This window comes from Paenibacillus amylolyticus, from assembly GCF_051136285.1.
Classification (GTDB): Bacteria; Bacillota; Bacilli; order Paenibacillales; family Paenibacillaceae; genus Paenibacillus; species Paenibacillus amylolyticus_F.
In genome coordinates this window covers 4,722,461-4,741,028 of sequence record NZ_CP194938.1, presented here as the reverse complement: position 1 = coordinate 4,741,028, position 18,568 = coordinate 4,722,461, and the positions used below count along the sequence as shown (strand labels likewise).

The following is an 18,568-nucleotide window of genomic DNA, read 5'->3' as shown; positions in this document are numbered from 1 at the left end:
TTCCAAAATCATGCAAATAAGCTTATCTGAGATCGTTAGCGTAATTCTAGAGTTCCACACACACTTTTCCCCCTCCAATGACTAGAGTAAAAGGCTGGGCAAAACCCGGCCTCTCCTCATCAAACCGTACGTGAGGTTTTCCCTTATACGGCTTTCCGATGTTTGTCATTCATGGGCATGCAGATTACAATAGCGTTTTTAATTCATATTGACTGGCGATGTACTTCACCTCGGCTATTGAACCTATCCATTTTCTGCGTTGTCTCTTCTTCGCGTACCACCGGGTTAACCGTTGCAACATATACCAGTCCAGCTTCGCTAATCTCTTTTGGCTGTAGCTCGTGTAGTAATATTTTCTCCACCCTTGAATCTTCGGATTGAGCCATTTCACCTGTTCCGCAAATGATCTGGATCGCATACTCGGTGGGGATAATCGCTCTTTAATGACTCCACGAATACGTTCTTCCGCCTTTTCGGTTAGCCATTGCTGCGTGGTGTAATATACCTTCCCTTGCGACGTTTCTGCTTTCGTTTTGCGGTGGTGCATTCCTAGAAAGTCGAATCCTTCGGCTCCTGTCCATAGACCGACAATCCGGGTTTTGGTCGGGTGTAACGTGAGCTCCAGACGTTCCATGATTCTGCGTATAAGTTCAAATGCATGTTCCGCATCCTTTTTGGTTTTACAGACCACGACAAAATCGTCTGCATACCTTGTCAGTTCTCCCAACCCACTTCCGTGTTTCTCCCATAGCCGGTCAAAGTAGTTCAGATAGATATTCGCTAGAAGCGGTGAAATCACGCCACCTTGCGGTGTTCCTAAGTCGGATCGCCTCACCTTTCCTTCTTCCATCACTCCCGCTTGAAGCCACTTCCGTATTAATTTCAAGATTCGCCTGTCATTGATACGCATTTCCACCAGTTTCATGAGCTTCTCTTGATTTATATTGTCGAAGTAGCCTTGGATATCGACGTCGACTACCCAATTTCCTTTGCGGTTGCAGGCTTTCCGAATTCGTTCTAGCGCTCCTTTTGCACTTCGTTTCGGACGAAATCCGAAGGATACTTCCTCGAAATCTGCTTCAAAGATCGGTTCAATCACGAGCTTGGTTGCCATTTGTATGACTCGATCGCGCACGGTGGGGATGCCTAGCGGTCTTTGCTTCCCATCTTTCTTCGGGATATAGTGCCGCCTTACAGCCTGCGGATGATATTTGCCTTCTTTCAGTTCTCGCTCACATTCCGCAAGGAAACGTGTCTCTCCTTGCTCCTCAATCTGTGCGAACGTCACCTCATCTACTCCCGCAGCTCCCTTGTTCGCTTTCACCCGTTTCCAGGCTTCACACAGCACATCCCAGCGGTAGACTTTGTCGTACAGAGCATGAAATTTACGCTTCTTGTTCTCCTTGGCCACATGACCTAGCTTTTCTTGGAGTTCTTGAACTTTTTCCTTTGGTGTTGTTAGCTGGTTGGCATTCACTCACTCGTACCTCCTCCAAAAGCATAAACAAAGCAGAGCCCCTTCCCTCCCCAAGGTTATGTTGTCCTTGGGTTCTTCGGTACTATGAGCCCCTCGGACTCCCTTCCCACAGACGTTTCACTTCGTCTTTTGGACTTATAGAGCGTCTCTTTACGGGGGTTAAAAAAAAATCCCGTGTGGGGGAGGGTCTCCCCAGTTCACTGCATCCTCTTTCAGACCATGCCGCTCCCTTTACGCCGGAGGATTCTTCGCTGTCGCTCCAAGTTCCAAACAGTTTCCTTGGCCTTCGTCGATATGAGCGCGACTCGGCTTCCTCTTGTCCCTCTTGCAAGGCCTTTTTGACGACGCGGCAGAATTCACTTGATGTTACGGCCTGGCATGTCGCTCGCCCTGTCTCTGACAGGTACTTTTGTCGATACGCTTTTACGTACAGATTTCGCCATACGCAAGTATCCTAGCTACGCAGGGGCTTGGCCCCTCCTGCGACCGGACTTTCACCGGCTAGAAGATGCGTGCTTTGCTGGGCACGCCTCACATAAAAAGGACATCCACCAGCACACTACACTGGAGAATGTCCTCTAAATTTAATGATTGCGATTCAATAGCAATTTATATCCTAAATACACCCTATTACAGCTTAACGATCTGACCTGTTTTCTCGGATTCAAACGCAGCCAGGATGACTTGCAGGGAACGTAAGCCCTCTTCACCAGAGATGGTTGGTGGCGTCTTCGTCACGATAGATTCTACGAATGCATCGATTACACCGCTTGGTACTTGTTTTTCGTTGGTCGCCATGGCCCCGACTTTGTACGTTTCTACTGTACCGTTGGTCAACTCAACGATGACCTCGTCACCTTCCACTGTACCGATCTTCATTACGCCGTTTTCACACCACAGCACGGTGCTGTTGTCTCCGCCTCTGTATTGTGTCCAGCTGGCTACGAGTGTGCCGATTGCGCCGCTCTTCATGCGCAGCAAACATGTCGCATTGTCATCCACATCTGTACCTTCTTTATGCAGCGTGCTGATGAAACCAGCCACTTCGGACACTTCGTCGTTCAGCAAATAACGGATAAAATCGGATTTGTGCACGCCAAGGTCACCCATGGCACCCATAATTGCTTCTTCTTTGCGGAAAAACCAGCTACCAGCTCCATCTAAACTCCAGCCTTCCGGTCCCGGGTGACCAAAAGCAGTACGGAAGGTCAGTACTTTGCCCAGTCGGCCGGAATCCAGAATTTCTTTTGCTTTCACGTGAGGAGGCATCAGACGTTGGTTGTGACCTACCATCAGATATACGCCGTTTTTCTTAGCCGCCTCAATCATTTGCTCGCCTTCTTCAGTGGAAACCGCCATCGGTTTTTCAACCAGGACATGTTTGCCCGCATTGGCAGCAGCAATCGTCATAGGTGCATGCAGATAGTTCGGTGTGCATACGCTCACCGCTTCTACTGTTGTTTCATTTGCGAGCAATTCCTCATAACTGGAATATGCTTTACCTCCGTACATTTCAGCCATTTCCTGCGCACGCTCCACTACGGGATCAGCAAATGCAACAAGTTCTACGTTCTCATTGGCAGCGTACTCTGGAATATGTCTGCGCTGAGCGATAGCTCCACAGCCGAATACAGCAACTTTAATTTTACTCATGTACAAAAGTCTCCTTTGACAATTAGATTCATGTTTGACACGGTCAGATGTTACGTCTATAGAAGTTGAACTCTTAGAACTGGTTCAGGTAGTTTTGTTTCAGCCAATTGTGACTGTTCTCTACGCTCTCAAGCGGAGGGTTCTGACATACGTCCTGCTCCACAATCAGCCACTCCACGCCTGCATTTGTTGCGCTTTCAATAACAGCTGGCAGATCCACTTCGCCTTGTCCCAGCTCCAGAGTTTTCATCTGACCCTGCTCGTCTTTGCTAAAATCTTTCAAGTGAAGCAGCGGCAAACGACCCGCATATTTATTAATATACTCGATCGGATTTTGTCCGGCAAATTGCACCCAACATACGTCCATTTCCACTTGTACTGCTTCAGGTGTGGTTTGAGCGAACATCGCATCAAAAGCATTGGCATCCCCAACTTGACCATGGAATTCGAAGTCATGGTTGTGATAACCAAAGACCAAACCTTGTTTTGCCGCTTCGGCTCCATACTGTTGCAACTCTTCAAACAGCTTTGTCCAGCCTTCTTCATTGTCCGGGCGATCCTCCGGCATCAGATAAGGACAGATCATATATTGTGCACCAATTGTTTTCAGGTAATCGATTTGTTTTTGCAGGTCTTCGCGCATCGCATGAAGGGACACGTGGCTGCTGAAACCTTTGAGACCAAGCTCGTCTAGTAGCGCTTTCATTTCCTCTGCTGGAATGTCGCCATATCCGGCAAATTCTACCCCTTCGTATCCAAGCGCGGCTACTTTGCGCAGTGTACCACGAAAATCTGCTGCCGTTTCATCGCGAAGTGTAAAAAGTTGCAAACCAATGTTAAGTTTTTTCATGACAGATACTCCTCTGCTCTCAAATTTGCTTACATTGCTCTATCTGGTATCATCCTAACGCAAAACAGGCTAAAATGAACATATACAATATAATCGAAACATGAACTATCTGATCAAATTTTATTTCCATCCTGATTTAATCCGTGAACTCAGTTATAGGGCTGCTCACTGGCAGTCCTATAATTCCGCTGATACGACAGGATTGAACGTTTTGGGGGGTACAACTGTGGAAACTTTGGACACATCCGTACTAATCTGTGACTACTCCTATCACTACAAGGCATTCACCCATAATATGAAAGGCGAGCTATCCACCTATCTGTTCCGCTTGCAGACGGAAGGCTCGTGCAAAGTATACGTACAGGAAGAGGAATTCCGCATGACCAGCGGTGATTTGCTTTTGTTAAAACCCGGGGATGATTACCGTCTCGTCGTGGATGAACCGCATAAGGAAGGACGATTGTCCAGCGGGGACTATTATCTGTTCTGTGAAGGCGCCTGGATAGAGCAATGGTGGAAACGTCAGCAGCGTCCGACGGTAAGCCGTATTGGTCTGGATGATAAACTGATCAGCCTGTGGCGCAACATGCTGCTGGAGAAACGACGTGGGCCGCTGGAGGAAAATACGGAGCTGAAGGACGCTCTGCTGCGGGGGCTATGCCTGTACATTGACCGGGCGATTACCGAAAATATTCAGACCGACCGGGCTGTCTCTTCGGCACTTAAGCTCAAGCGTTTTATCGAAGAACATGCCACCGTTACGTTTAAATTGGAGGAAGCCGCCCGTTATGCCGGACTCAGCCTCTCGCGTGCCGTGCGTTTATTCAAAGAACACTACAATCAGACCATGATCCAGTATGCCATCGAAATCCGACTGAATGCGGCACTGGAGCGTATGAAATACAGCGAGATGACACTGGAGCATATTGCCGAGTCCTGCGGTTTTGCCAGCTACTCCTACTTCCATCGAGTGTTCCGTGCACACTTCGGCGTGGCTCCAGCAGAGTACCAGAAATCCAGACAGCATGAACCGATAGATGATCTGGAACATGTGTAGGTTAAAATAGTTGTAATTCTCAACCGAGGCTGCACCTTATGTGCGGCTTCTCTTTTTATCATAAATACATAAATTGTGATTTTTTATCTACATTTTTAAGTTATATCATTAAAGAATAGTTGCTATCACAGGAATCATCGATGGACAAAACGAAGTTAGCGGATTCCAATGGTCTTTGGCTCTGCAAGTTATGTTAAACGGCATAGTGGCAGGACTATTGTTATTAGGTATTGCGGAGATTATACGGCTTGTACAGGATATTAAAAATGAAACGGTAGGCCCAGATTAAATTTGACCTCTGTCTTGGTTAAAGAGTTGTTTATCAATAACAAGAACGAGTTGTTTTTATACCTAGAGACGGATAGTCGACTAGAAAATACCGGTTATTTTGATAATGAAAAGAATATACATAAGGAGTCTACCAATCTTGAAATTAAAGCGGATTAACTACTGGCTCATTGCCAGCCTGTGCTTCTTTCTTGTAATCCCGTCTGAGCCTACTCTCGCTCAAGATCTTCTACAACCTCAATGGGAATATGATATTACCAACGGTGGAAAGAACCGCACAAGCTCATATTCAATGAAGAAAGATATAGATGCTACGGGAAATGAGAGCCTATTCATCCATAAAGTAGGTAAAAATAATGACTATTATATCGACAGTGTAGATGCCAAAACAGGGAAACTCCTTTGGTCGATGCCAACGAACAACGAATACCAGCTTTCTCATTATGGATATATATTCATTTAAAAAAATAATCAAGTGAGTGCCAAGCATGTAGCTACAGGTCGAGTCATATGGAAAGCTGCTTTGCCCGGTGCGCCAGAAGAGTGGAGACGAGACGGGGCTGAGGCCGCCATTCCAGGCAAAAATGGAAGTTTATATTTGTTTTGGAGATCCGACGATAATAAAAGCAGTACCCTCTACTATTACGATACCAAAGGAAATTTAAGCAAAAAGTTAAAGGCTCCATATTTTATGTACCAGATTCATGGAGATGTGATTGTCGGCAGTAAATTTGGAGATCACCCCGATCTGTACTTGATTAGCCTGAACACCGGAAAAAAAATTAAAACGATTACTGGCGGTAAAGGTTACAACGGGATTAGGAGTCTATCTGACGGCACATTCCTGCAATATAATATCTACAAAAAAATGAAGACGCTTAAAGGCTACAACAGCTCAGGGCAACTAAACTGGACAAAACAACTTCCTTACACTGAATATTTTACAAGGTTTTACGAATTAAACGGACGTTTTTTATTTGTGGATGTTAAAAATAATCAAATCAAGCTATATTCATCTTCAGGTAAATTAATAGCTGAAAAGCCATATCTGCCAGAACCACGTACCTATAATCGTGATTACACACCACTTAATGTGGCAGTAGATAGCACTAGTTTAGTTTTATGTTTACATCCGTAAAGAATGGCACAGAGGAACTTGTTATTATGGACACGACTAACCTGAACGTCCTACACACTTACAAAAATGGCGAATTGGATATTGAGAATGAATCCCTGTATCTCCATAACACAACGGGTCTGTATATCATAAGTAACGAAGGTCGGACCTTAGTTAATATGGAGTTAAATTAGTAGCTTAATTAGAAAATCAGAAGAGAGGAATCTCCTCACATTGATGTGGATCCCACGTTACCTTCCGCATCTCGCACTTAAAAAGCCCTCGCCGATCCAAAATTGATCGGTTAGGGCTTCTTTACATTCATACAATTAACTTTTCAGGATACATAACCCTACATCCAATCTTCTAGCTCCGCCACTTTTTCGCCAGCTCGCTAATCTGATGTGGTGTTGTACGGCAGCATCCGCCAATAATCTGAGCACCAGCAGCAACCCATTGTTCCGATGCATCCTTCATGCTGCCGCAGGAACCTTGGCCGCTCCATGTTTTCGTCTCGGCATCGTAGGTTTCACCTGAATTCGGGTACACGATGATCGGTTTATCGCTGCCTTGGCGAAGAATACCGATGGCTTCCGTGACCACTTCCATCGGAGCGCAGTTCAGGCCGATTGCAGCAATCTGCGGCTCCGAGCCAAAGGTCTGTGCGCATACTTCAAGCGGTGTTCCCTCGCTAATGCTTGTCCCATCTTTTAATGAAAAAGAAATCCACGCATTAGCATCCGGAAACTCCTTAAGTAATTCTACAAGAACACGAGCCTCCTGCAACGAAGGAATGGTCTCGAATGCGAGTATGTCAGCCCCTGCTTCAATCAGCGCAGCCATGCGAGGACGGTGAAACGCAGTCAGTGTCTCGTCCGATACGCCGTAATGTCCCACATATTCGGAACCATCCGCCAGATAGGCACCGTATGGGCCAACAGAGCCAGCAACGACAGGTCGCGGACGACGCGGCTTCTCGCCACCAGTATGCTCACCTGTACGATTTTCACTCTGCTCGTTCCCCGCATTCTCGGCATGTTCCGATGTCGCTACCGTAGGCTGTCTTGTTGAACCTTCTACACCTGCTGTGCCACCCTGTACTTCTGCCCATACATCATCTCTGGCATTCGCCGCCAGCTCTACTGTTTTGCGAATCAGATCCAGTGCAGCCTCTTCTCCAATGCCACGCTTGCGGAAGCCCTCCACTGTTGCCTGATAACTGGAGGTGATTGCACAATCTGCCCCTGCACGGAAATAATCAGCATGCACGTTCACAATGACATCCGGGTTCTCCAGCAACACCCGTGCAGACCAAAGCGGATCATCCAGATCACAGCCATGTTGTTCAAGCTCTGTCGCCAGTGCGCCATCCAGAATCATAACAGGATACTTGTCCAGAATGTGCTGTATTGCATTTATATCATTCGTTTGCTCACGTTGAATCATGAAGTCAGCCCTCTTTTCTTCTTCGTACGATCCGTCCAATAATACACGACATAACACAAAATAATGAATGGAATACCACAGTATAAAGCAATCCGCTGTGTTGGGTCAAAAGCTATCCCGATGCAGGATGCCAGGCACAACAAAAATGAAATGATGGGCACAATTGGATATAGCGGTGTCCGGTAAACCAATTTTGTCACGTCATGTCCTTCCCGCAAATACTGTCTGCGGAACATATACTGGGATGCACTGATGCTCATCCACACGACCACTACAGCAAGACCCGAGATGGAGACGAGCGTAATATAAACCGTCCCTGGCGCAATGATGCTGGACAGTAAAGCCAGTGCACCACCAGCCATGCTAAGCACTAGCGCATTGAATGGCACACCGCGTTTGGTCAGACGAGCAAACCATGGAGAAATTGTCTTTTTATCCGCCAATGACCAGAGCATCCGTGAGGAAGCATATAGTCCCGAGTTAGCTGCTGACAGTATCGCTGTTAAAATAACAAAGTTCATCACATCTGCCGCATACGGAACACCGATCCGCTCCATGACCGCCACAAATGGACTTTCCAGCACACTTGCATCCGACATCGGCAGAAGAGCAGACAGAATGACAATTGTACCAATAAAGAAAATAATCAAACGCCATAGCGTTGTATGGATCGCTTTCGGGATCGTTTTCTCTGGATTTTCCGTTTCCCCTGCGGCAATACCAATCAGTTCTGTACCTGAAAAGGCAAAATTGACAGCCAGCATCGTCATGAAAATCGCAGTCGCTCCATACGGAAACCACCCTGACGCTGTAATGTTGGAGAAGAACGGAGCCGATTCAGCATCCGCCATCGGAATAATGCCAAACATCGCGGCACCACCAAGAATGATAAAGAGTACAATCGTCATCACCTTCACCAAAGAAAACCAAAACTCTGATTCTGCAAACAGTTTTACCGTGAATGCATTAAAGAGGAAAATCATCAGCGCAAATAACGCACTCCAGATCCACACGTTTACGGATGGAAACCAGCGCTGCATGAGCAAACCGGCGGCTGTAAATTCCGAACCCAGTGCCACGGTCCAAGTAAGCCAATATAACCAGGCTACGGTGTATCCTGTAGCTGGTCCTATATATTTGGCTGCGTAACTATGGAATGCACCCGTCTCCGGCATATGTACAGACAGTTCGCCTAGACAAAGCATCACCAGATACACCACCAATGCACCAATCAGATAGGACAGAATCGTACCAAGTGGTCCGGCCTGCTGGATGGTATACCCCGAACTAAGGAACAGACCTGTTCCAATGACGCCGCCAAGAGAAAGCATGACCACATGCCTGGTTTGCATTTTTCGCTGAAATTGACCTTTATCGTTTCTATTCTCCATAAACCTGCTCCCCGCTCCTTCATCCAGAACAAACAAAAAAGACCCACTCTTCCCGAAGAGTGCGCCACTACTGACAAATAAAAACAAACGCTCCTATCTATCAGGCTTTCACCCGCTGGAATTAGCACAGTATCCTTCAGATCTGTTGCTGAGGTTTCTAAGGGCCAGTCCCTCCACCTCTCTGGATAAGAAAATGATTTTGTATAACTATATCGACTGCTGCCTGATGTGTCAACATTTAAATACACACTACGCCTACGTCTGACTGAGGCAAAGCTTTCCCCCCCCTTAGTGCCGAGTTAACACATTAAGTATTCCGATTGAGGAGTATCGACTACTCTGTGGAAGATCCCGGATTCACAATACTCGTTTTAATCTCATACGTAATAGGTGCCGTCGCAAACACTTCATCCCAGTTATCTTTTACTTTTTTCCACGTTTTCGGATAATGAATTCGGAGGCTGTCCCGAAAGCCAGCAACATCAGCTTTATACGTATGCTGGAGTTTATAGAGCATTTGATCGATCTGTTGATCTACGATTTTGGCAAAATCTTTTTCAAGCTCCTTAAGATAGGCTCCCTTCTCTTCTTTTTCAGGGGCACGCCAATCCTCCATTAACCAGCCTTCCGACTCTGCCTTGACGTGGAACGAAATATTACCTCCAGCCACCTTTGGTATAATTTTTATCTTTTTCTTTTTGATTTCATAGGTCACTGTAAAACCTTCTTTACTGTACGTTTTAATTACCCCTCCTTTTTGCTCCGGCTCCAGCCAGGACATAGCTTCTAAATCCGTTTGACTAAGCTCACCAATATATTTCGTTGTTTTGCCATCGAAAATGCTTCCTCCAGAAAACTTGTCCTCCCCGTTATAGTTCAGTACATTTTGCAACAGAAAGCTTGACTTGGATTGCATTTGTGCATCCAGTTTTGCCAGCGTTACAGGCTCTAGAATCTTGTTGGAGATATAGGAATTATTCGTAATACCCGTGAGATAAAATGCCGGAATGCGTGATGGATCGTTGGATGTGAGCACATCCAACGCCCGATGATGGCTGATCAACACCAGACAGTTCGGACGAATATCGTTATCTCGCAGAACAAAATCAAGCAGCTGATTCAGCCCGTACTTTTTGGCAATCTCCTTGGAAATAACAATCACCTTGAGGTGATGCCCAATAAGCGGACGGTCACGACGCAAGGCAAACTGACGGAAAATCTGAAGCATGGAATCACCGGTAAGCCGTTCATTGGAATAGGATGATTTCCCGGATGCAGGTGAACCAGGCTGGTCGCTTTTCTGGGTGCTGGAGTAACCTGGTGCGATCTGAACGGTGGCTGTCACGTTGTCCAGCTTGGGATAATCTCCCCCCTGCTCTGAAGTCTTTTTCTCGAATTCGGTTTCCTGACCGACATCAATGCCGAGCCCGACATATAAGCTCAAATCTTCAATCTCACGGCTGCTCCAGCAGCCCGAGAGTATACTCAGGATGGCCACGACGGAAGTGATCCGTCCCAGCAGGCGAAAGAAAATCATGCGTGTTTGCCTCCTTTTTTGCGTATCATGCTAAGAAGCAGCAAGACCAGGGGCAAGATGGCGAACAGGAAAACTGAGGCGTTACCCAGCATATCGCCAAGTGCGAAGGTCTCATCTACATTTTTGGGCATCATCGCCGTCAAATAAATGATGGGTAGCAGAATATACATGATCTTGCCCATCTTCTTCGCCTTGAATAAATCACGAATGCCTACAGAAGCACAGTAATGGGTAATCGCAAAGGTGGAGAAAATCTGCATAATCCAGATGACCAGCAGGAGTGATTCAAAGCGCTCAAAGATCAAGCCTTGTATTTCGAAGCTTCGAACCAGATCCAGCGTCGGCCATGTCCTGGTTTTGATGCCCTCGAGAGAAAGACTGCCCACCACCATAACAACCGTAATAAGGTACATGGCAGTGGAAATAGCTAAGCCCCAAGTCATCGCTTTGTTGCTTTTTTTCGGATTCTGCATATATGCAGTAATGACCAGCATGACTTCGTAACCTGTATAAGACAGTAGAGTTGGCTTCAAACCTTTGATCACGGGCAAGATGCCATCACCCAAAACCGGTCTTAAATTGCTTATCTCGAACAATTGATTGCTAAGCAGTATTTCCATAACGAAGATGACCAGTGTGAGCGGCAGAATGATCTCGAATACACGCAGAATCACAGATAGCCCGCCAGAGATGAGATAGATACCAATCCACATAAACACCATCACAATAGCCCACGTAGGGGTACGCTCAAGCAAATACATGCCTGTTACATCGGCCATCACTCTGATCTCGAATGCAGCAATAATCATAAAATACAGAATCATCGCACATCCCAGAATGTAAGCAATCCAGCGTCCGGTAATTTCCCTTGTGAACTGGAACACTGTTTTTTCGGGAAACCTGCGGCACAGAGTCACAAGGATAATACCCACCCCTGTGATGATCAGACCAGACAGAATAATGGAAATCCAGACGTCAGGTGTTCCCACAACTGTGCTCGTCGTTCGTGGCAACGTTAATATCCCTGCACCCAGCATATAATTGACGATGATCACAACCGCCTGTGTTGTGCTTATTTTCCCCTGAGCGTCATTCACTTCACTGCACCTCCACGCTTACAATTGATTGAAGCGGATGACCGGCCTACTTCTTCCGATCCTCATCCACCGTATTCATCATCTCGGGACGTCTTCTCATCATGGAAAGCGGCGCACGCAGAATGAAATCCTTCCAGTCACTCAAACGATATGGAACAGCCGGGGCCACATATGGAACCCCAAAGCTGGTCAACCGCGCCAGATGAGTGCAGACTAGCAAAAAGAACATAATCACACCATATAATCCGAGTACAGCAGCGCTGATCATAGCAGCAAACCGCAAAATTCGCAGCGTCAATCCTGCACTGTATACCGGGATGGTAAAAGAAGAGATTGCCGTAACGGCCACCACGATGACCAGAAACTGACTGATGATCCCGGCCTGCACTGCCGCTTGCCCGATAATCAGACCCCCAACGATGCCCATTGCAGGTCCAATCGGTTTCGGTAGACGTATTCCGGCTTCCCTCAGAATTTCAATGGCGAGTTCCATTATTAATACTTCAATGAGGGATGGAAAAGGTACACCTGTTCTTGTTTCGATAATGGTCAGCACCAGCTTGGTGGGAATCAGACCTGGATGAAAGGAGATAAACGAGATATACAGCGCGGGAGCAAGCAAGGCCAGCATGGCAGATAAGAAACGCAGCATACGCATAAAGGTCCCGGGAATCCACCGTTCATAATAATCCTCAGGAGATTGCAGCAGCATGCTGAAGGTCACTGGCACAACGAGCACAAATGGCGTCCCATCCAGTAAAATAGCAACTCGTCCTTCCATCAGGGCGCCAATCACCCGGTCAGGCCTTTCCGTATTTAATATTTGCTGGAACGGACTTAGCGTATTGTCTTCAATCAATTGTTCGACATAGCCTGATTCAAGGAAATTGTCCATATCCATCTCACGAATACGCTTCTCGACTTCCGCCACCAAGTTCGGGTCAGCGATATCCTGAATATAAGCAATAGCCAGATCTTTCTTAATACGTGAACCCACTTCAACCTTTTGAATAAACAAGCTCTGATCACTGCCATATCGGCGCAAAATGCCCATGTTGTCACTTAACTGCTCCGTAAATCCAATCCGCGGACCACGCAGCAATGCCTCGGATAACGGCTCATTGATGCTTCGTGTTTTTCCCTTTGGCGTGCCAATCAGCATTCCGGCTGGCATACCGTCCACCAGCAGTCCATTTTTCCCCACCAGTACACCAAGTGCAAGCTCCTGCAGCGAACTTGTCTCCTGAATCTGGCTTACAGGAAGCAATTGATTTTTGAGATAAGTTGATAATAGATTTGCGTTATCCGGGTGTACGAACCCTTCCTGCCTCAGTTCGGGTACCCCTTCCAGCATAAGCGGTGTAATTAGGTGTTCATCAACGAGTCCCTGATCCACTAAACCTTCGGTATACAGGACAGCTGCCCTTGTGTTTGTACCTCTGATCGTGAATTCGCGAATATGTACGTCTGCATTCTGGGCGAAAGTCTCTTTTATACTTGTCATATCTGTCGCATATTCACCCGTTAATTTAATATTGGCATAATGACCTGTCTCCTTACCGGGCCCCATACCCACCGCTGCTGGCGAGATATCTCTGGAGGAAATAGAAGGGTTCTGGGAACGAGAAAAGCTGCCACGCTTGATCGCTGCATTCAACCACCGCCAGATCAAAGTAATGCTCACCGGAACAATCAGTACCAGCATAGCCTGAGCCCATATCGACCATTCGGGAATATACGATATAATGGTGGACCACATGCTTATATCCCTCCCCCCTCTCTGCAAAATCAAACTACAGGTATTCCCAAGTTATTGTGTCCTGTTTACCCGCAAAAATTCCATGTTTCTGCCAACATATCCAAAAGAACGCTTTCTTCTCTTCATTCTCTGAACAACAAAAAAACGACCCTGCAAGGAGCAGAATCGTTCTGAAAATCAATCAACCTCTATGTTCAGAATGTATACATTAAGGCATAACCTACACAATTCGAGTCACATGCTGTGCCTTATCATCCAATAAATGAGCTGCGGCTGCGATCGTTTTGAAGTCGTTTAACGCAATCTCAATTCGTTCGTGACTTTGCTGCACATAGTCCTCTACCTTTTTCGTACCATTTGTGATGTTGGTAATCTCTTTGGTAATGCCCGTAACACTGTCACGGATCTCATTAATTGAATTCTCTACCATGGCTGACAGCTTGCGTACTTCCTTGGCCACAATATCGAATCCTCGGCCGAACTCTCCTGCATGCGCAGCCTCAATCGCTGCATTCAGCGCGAGTAACTGTGTCTGAGACGAAATTTCGCGAATGGTTCGGACCACACCCTGAATGGAACCGGCCTGTTCTTGCAGATGAGATAGAGTAGACTGGTTAGCCGATGATACCTCCGAGATGTAAGAAACGCTGGACATCAGTTCATGGCTTCGACCGATGCCAGCTCCTGCCTGCTCATTCAGTTCATGAGACAACGCCTTCAGTTCCTGAACAACGGCTGTAATGTTATTTTGGCGATTCGTAATATCGGTAGCCATTTTGCAGACTCCCAGCACCTTCCGATTCGACTCGTCAAATACCGGCATATATGTAGCTTCAAGCCATACCGATTGACCATTCGCATCCATGCGCTCGATCTTGTCCTGAAAGCTTTTCCCACCCAAAATACTTCTCCAGAACGCCTCATACGCTGGACTGTCTGCAAATGTTCCAAAGCATAATTGACGATGCTGCATACCATACATCTCTTCCTTGGTATACCCCATCCTTGAAGCAAATACATCGTTCACATATGTAACCCTGCGGTTCAGGTCGAATCGAATGATCGCCAAACTTTTCTCCATCGCCTTAACCACCAGCTCGTCCGTAACCTCATCTTGCCGCCCAGTCTCCAATAAAGACATCCAAATCCCCCACAATCCGTCCCATAGTCAATAAAGTTTTGTTATTTAACCACTGAATGCCGTTCTATACAGATGCATTATGCGTTGACTCCTAGTAATGATACCCGAATTCGGGACTTTTGGATCACTGATTTGCATGAATCCCAAAATATTTTTTTTGCTGTACATACAACCTTCATACTCTGGGTATGATCTGGGAAATTAAAACCAAATAAAGAGCAAGTTATGGATGACCATAACCTGCTCTTCTTTAGAAACTTCAAACCTTAAAAATCATGTACCGTTACACAAAGCTGAATCACAACACCAAACGGATCACGGACGATCCCATATCCGGGACTGAATTCATTCCGTTCATAGGGCACAAGTACCTTCACTCCCTCATGTTGTACCAATGCCGCGTACAGTCGATCCATCTGGCCTTGATCCTTGGATTGAATGCACAGCGATGTACTGTTCCCCAGCTCCCATGGTCGCTCTGCATCCATTGCGTCCTCAGCGATCATGATTTTGTTCGCTCCGATCTCCAGTACCGAATGTGTAATGTACTCATCCTGCCCTGCAGGATACGTGAAACCGGGACTCATTTGTTTCATTTCTTTGTAGCTTTTTCGAAACAATACCTTTGCACCTAACGTTTTTTCGTAAAATGTAATTGCTTTAGCCGCTTCTCCGTTCATCGAGAGAAAAGGAATCACTTCAAGATTCATTCTGTTTGCCTCCTCTATTCGTTTAACTTACACTTATCACTATAACGAATAAAGGTGCCAATTAAAGGCACCATTGAGAGGGGGGACATGGAAAGGTGAAAAAGACTGAACGTTTACACCATATGCTTCGTTTCATTAATCAAAAACAACATTTCACCCTGCTTGAATTGATGCAACAGTTTCATATATCCAAACGCACCGCATTGCGGGACATTGCGTCCATAGAAGAGATGGGTGCGCCCATCTATGTCGAATATGGACGTTATGGCGGCTACCGGCTGCTTCAGCAGATGCAGCTGCCTCCGATCTCTTTTAATACCGATGAGCTCCATGCCCTGTACTTCGCCATGCAGGCCCTTCGCAGTTTCACCAGCCTGCCCTTTCAGACGACATTTGACTCTGTGCATGAGAAATTCATGGCAGCGTTATCCGATCGACAACGAGAGACTATTGATCACATGCAACAACGTGTCACCTTTAAACATACAGAACAGATCAAAGACAGTACTCATCTGGAGCTTCTATTGGAGGCTGCGGTACAGCAAATGGTTATTCAGATTGAGTATCCTGACAAAATCAGGAGCGCGACGGAGCAGAGTAAGGTCACCGTTTCGTTTGAGAACAAAGAGCCTACCAAAGAAAACCTGGAATCCACTCATGATCAGTCAGAAGCAGTTTCCAAACCAAAAACCAGCACCCGTGTTATACAGCCCATTCTGCTATATTCCAGTAAAGGGTACTGGTACTGTCAGGCATACGATCTGGAGAAACAAGCTTATCGTGTATTTCGCTGTGATCGAATCATTTCGGCTGTCTTAACGGATATGGAACCTGTTATTGAGCTGTCTGTTCTGAGAGCAGAGCAATTTCTTTCCTTATGGAAACCTTCCGAACAAGCTATCTCGTTTCAATGTAACATTAGCGAGGCCGGGATAGAACAATTTCGGCAAAATCACTACCCGTCCATGCGTCTTGAAAAAAAGGACGGCGTCCATCTGCTCCTGGGAACCTATGAACCTCATGAATTAGACTTCATCGTGAGTTACCTTGCAGGTTACGGCACATCTATTAAGATCGTAGAGCCAGAATCGCTGAAGGAGTCGTTGAGACAATATTATCTGAAATTGCTGGAGTGTATTGAGTGGTAGAGCAAATATTAGTGAAAACAAAAGGGAATAATTAACTACATCCTTGTTACCAAATGTATCACCAAGTTTTAAGACACCAGGCTATTACCCTAAAGTTTCCATTCTCCTTGTTTTTACAAAACAAGCTCCAGAATGAATATGCCCTTCTGCAATGACTTTATTACCGAATGTTAGTCCGAACATTGCGCGATTAATAATCTGAAATAGCCAGTCTTATCAGGAATCCCTTATGTTTGAATTGTGAATATTTTTATTATTGCGGTCATAAGCCATTCTTCATTAGATGAGAATCAACTCTATATCAATATTGATATTCAAATATTATATTTCTATCTTCTAAAATTGGACACTGCCCCACTTTTTTAGTTCAAGGAATCACAACTTAAAAGTTACTTATTATTTTAGTTATAATTTGTATTTTGATTTAATAAATATATCAAATAGCAAATTTTTAACACAAATGAACAGTTCATATTGTTACACACGACTGACAATGATAAGATATTCTTTGCTAGGGTTAAATTATCTAGAAAAAATAGGGTTAAGGGAGTTCCGCGTTTGCCAATCATGGTGCGATAATTGAGGAGTTAGGAGTGAACATTAATGAATAGCGTTATTCTTCCGATGTATGAACCGAAATTAAATACATATAACGTTTACGCAACACTATTTTCCATTATTGCAAAAGATGAGAGCTATTTGCCTTGGTATTATAGTAATTTTATAGCTCTTGGTATTAATACTTGTGATGACACTTTGTATTTTACCGATCATTTTACATTTTTTGAATATGGTGAAGGATTAACATCATGTCCGTGGTTAGAGGTCTACAAACCGTCGCATAAAACTATTTATTATGATTATAAATTTGATATTCAGAAAGTCTTAACTAGTTATTTAGATCAAAACAAGTACATTTGGCTTCATTTAGACCAATTCTATATTCCATTAAGTGTTCATTATCAAAAGATGCATAAAGAGCATTCCCTGCTAGTGTATGGGTATGATGATGCAACAAATGTATTTTACATTGCAGATAGTTTAGACAATGGAAAGTTCACTAAAACTACACTATCATATCAACAACTAAAAAAAGCTTGGGAGAGCGAGATTTGTGAACACTTCCGCAGATTGTTTCGAGTGATTAGTCGTAAACCAGGAGAATACACCCTCAATACTGAACATCTCAAAATTCAAATAGAAGATTATTTATCATCCAAAAGTGTTAACAAGGGCATTTATTGGGATCAAATCCCAGTGGATGGACCTCATTCTTACGTTCAAAACAAGAAATTTTGGATATTTGGCATAGAAGTTTATAAATATATCCTTAATTTAAACAAGCAATTAAAAGAGAGTTCTGGACATAAAAGTTTGGATCTCCGTATTCCACATCTTCTGTGGCAACATAAGAAGTGTATGCTTGAACGAATACATTATTTAAATTTGGCGAACACTGATATATACAATGATTATAAAAAAATTGTAGATGAATCATTATTAATTCTCAATCTGAGTATGAAATACAATATGACCACTAGCGAAAGTATCTTAGAACGTATAGACACTAAAATTAATAAAGTTGTATTTTCCGAAAAAATTACTTTAAGAAAACTTCTCGAATTGCTTTAGCTAAATTGAACACTTCTGAATCTTTAGAATATTAACGTGTTAAGAGGTGAGGTTAACCATTTTGGCTGGTTAACCTCACTTCAGTTATTCCAACTCTCCTGACTTTCTAGTTGAATATCTTCTTATACACTATATACTTGTCAGTCTACTCGTCAATGTTCGGTAGGATCGGCTTAGATGTCTCTAAACTCCTTCATAGTATTCCCTCCGTTTGTATTTCCCTTGATTAAATAGGTTTATATTACATTATACTCACATAATTGAT

General features: G+C 44.8%; 15 protein-coding genes and 1 riboswitch. Of the genes, 5 read left to right on the top strand and 10 right to left on the bottom strand.

Features of this window, described 5'->3' with window-relative positions; all coding sequences use genetic code 11:
• Positions 1-184: 184 nt before the first annotated feature.
• From ltrA to ACR8BL_RS20685, 3 genes are all read right to left on the bottom strand, one after another.
• On the bottom strand, positions 185-1,477 hold the full coding sequence (gene ltrA, locus ACR8BL_RS20695; protein WP_434749308.1) for a group II intron reverse transcriptase/maturase: 1,293 nt from the start codon (positions 1,475-1,477) through the stop codon (positions 185-187).
• Between the two features lie 630 nt (positions 1,478-2,107).
• Positions 2,108-3,130, bottom strand: a complete 1,023-nt coding sequence (locus tag ACR8BL_RS20690; protein ID WP_434749307.1) for a Gfo/Idh/MocA family protein — start codon at positions 3,128-3,130, stop codon at positions 2,108-2,110.
• Between the two features lie 73 nt (positions 3,131-3,203).
• Positions 3,204-3,980: a sugar phosphate isomerase/epimerase family protein gene (locus tag ACR8BL_RS20685; protein WP_434749306.1), complete on the bottom strand. Its 777-nt coding sequence runs from the start codon at positions 3,978-3,980 to the stop codon at positions 3,204-3,206.
• Between the two features lie 235 nt (positions 3,981-4,215).
• Here ACR8BL_RS20685 and ACR8BL_RS20680 point away from each other — a divergent pair, with 235 nt between their 5' ends.
• From ACR8BL_RS20680 to ACR8BL_RS20670, 3 genes are all read left to right on the top strand, one after another.
• The gene (locus ACR8BL_RS20680; RefSeq protein WP_434753192.1) at positions 4,216-5,037 is read left to right on the top strand and encodes a helix-turn-helix domain-containing protein; all 822 of its coding nucleotides are present in this window, start codon (positions 4,216-4,218) and stop codon (positions 5,035-5,037) included.
• Between the two features lie 427 nt (positions 5,038-5,464).
• Entirely contained in the window at positions 5,465-5,788 is a 324-nt protein-coding gene (locus tag ACR8BL_RS20675; RefSeq protein ID WP_434749305.1) for a hypothetical protein, read from the top strand.
• Between the two features lie 12 nt (positions 5,789-5,800).
• Complete coding sequence (locus ACR8BL_RS20670) at positions 5,801-6,463, top strand: hypothetical protein (protein ID WP_434749304.1); 663 nt, start codon at positions 5,801-5,803, stop codon at positions 6,461-6,463.
• A gap of 345 nt (positions 6,464-6,808) precedes the next feature.
• On the opposite strand, the gene mmuM is transcribed toward ACR8BL_RS20670, so the two are convergent.
• From mmuM to ACR8BL_RS20635, 7 genes are all read right to left on the bottom strand, one after another.
• Positions 6,809-7,888: a homocysteine S-methyltransferase gene (gene mmuM / locus ACR8BL_RS20665; RefSeq protein ID WP_434749303.1), complete on the bottom strand. Its 1,080-nt coding sequence runs from the start codon at positions 7,886-7,888 to the stop codon at positions 6,809-6,811.
• Positions 7,885-9,279: an S-methylmethionine permease gene (mmuP, locus tag ACR8BL_RS20660; RefSeq protein WP_434749302.1), complete on the bottom strand. Its 1,395-nt coding sequence runs from the start codon at positions 9,277-9,279 to the stop codon at positions 7,885-7,887. The genes mmuM and mmuP overlap by 4 nt, the downstream gene beginning before the upstream one ends.
• Before the next feature lie 90 nt (positions 9,280-9,369).
• Positions 9,370-9,471, bottom strand: a riboswitch (SAM riboswitch).
• A 142-nt stretch (positions 9,472-9,613) separates the two neighbouring features.
• Positions 9,614-10,816, bottom strand: coding sequence for a Ger(x)C family spore germination protein (locus ACR8BL_RS20655; protein WP_434749301.1), 1,203 nt, complete (start codon positions 10,814-10,816; stop codon positions 9,614-9,616).
• The gene (locus tag ACR8BL_RS20650; RefSeq protein ID WP_434749300.1) at positions 10,813-11,913 is read right to left on the bottom strand and encodes a GerAB/ArcD/ProY family transporter; all 1,101 of its coding nucleotides are present in this window, start codon (positions 11,911-11,913) and stop codon (positions 10,813-10,815) included. The genes ACR8BL_RS20655 and ACR8BL_RS20650 overlap by 4 nt, the downstream gene beginning before the upstream one ends.
• A 46-nt stretch (positions 11,914-11,959) precedes the next feature.
• Entirely contained in the window at positions 11,960-13,672 is a 1,713-nt protein-coding gene (locus tag ACR8BL_RS20645; RefSeq protein ID WP_434749299.1) for a spore germination protein, read from the bottom strand.
• Between the two features lie 220 nt (positions 13,673-13,892).
• Entirely contained in the window at positions 13,893-14,813 is a 921-nt protein-coding gene (locus ACR8BL_RS20640) for a methyl-accepting chemotaxis protein (protein ID WP_434749298.1), read from the bottom strand.
• A 266-nt stretch (positions 14,814-15,079) separates the two neighbouring features.
• The gene (locus ACR8BL_RS20635) at positions 15,080-15,523 is read right to left on the bottom strand and encodes a VOC family protein (RefSeq protein ID WP_434749297.1); all 444 of its coding nucleotides are present in this window, start codon (positions 15,521-15,523) and stop codon (positions 15,080-15,082) included.
• 95 nt (positions 15,524-15,618) lie between these two features.
• Between ACR8BL_RS20635 and ACR8BL_RS20630 the strand changes: the two genes are divergently transcribed.
• A complete protein-coding gene (locus tag ACR8BL_RS20630) occupies positions 15,619-16,671 on the top strand; it encodes a helix-turn-helix transcriptional regulator (RefSeq protein ID WP_434749296.1) in 1,053 nt (350 codons plus the stop codon).
• A 603-nt stretch (positions 16,672-17,274) separates the two neighbouring features.
• On the top strand, positions 17,275-18,303 hold the full coding sequence (locus ACR8BL_RS20625; RefSeq protein WP_434749295.1) for a BtrH N-terminal domain-containing protein: 1,029 nt from the start codon (positions 17,275-17,277) through the stop codon (positions 18,301-18,303).
• Positions 18,304-18,568: the final 265 nt, after the last annotated feature.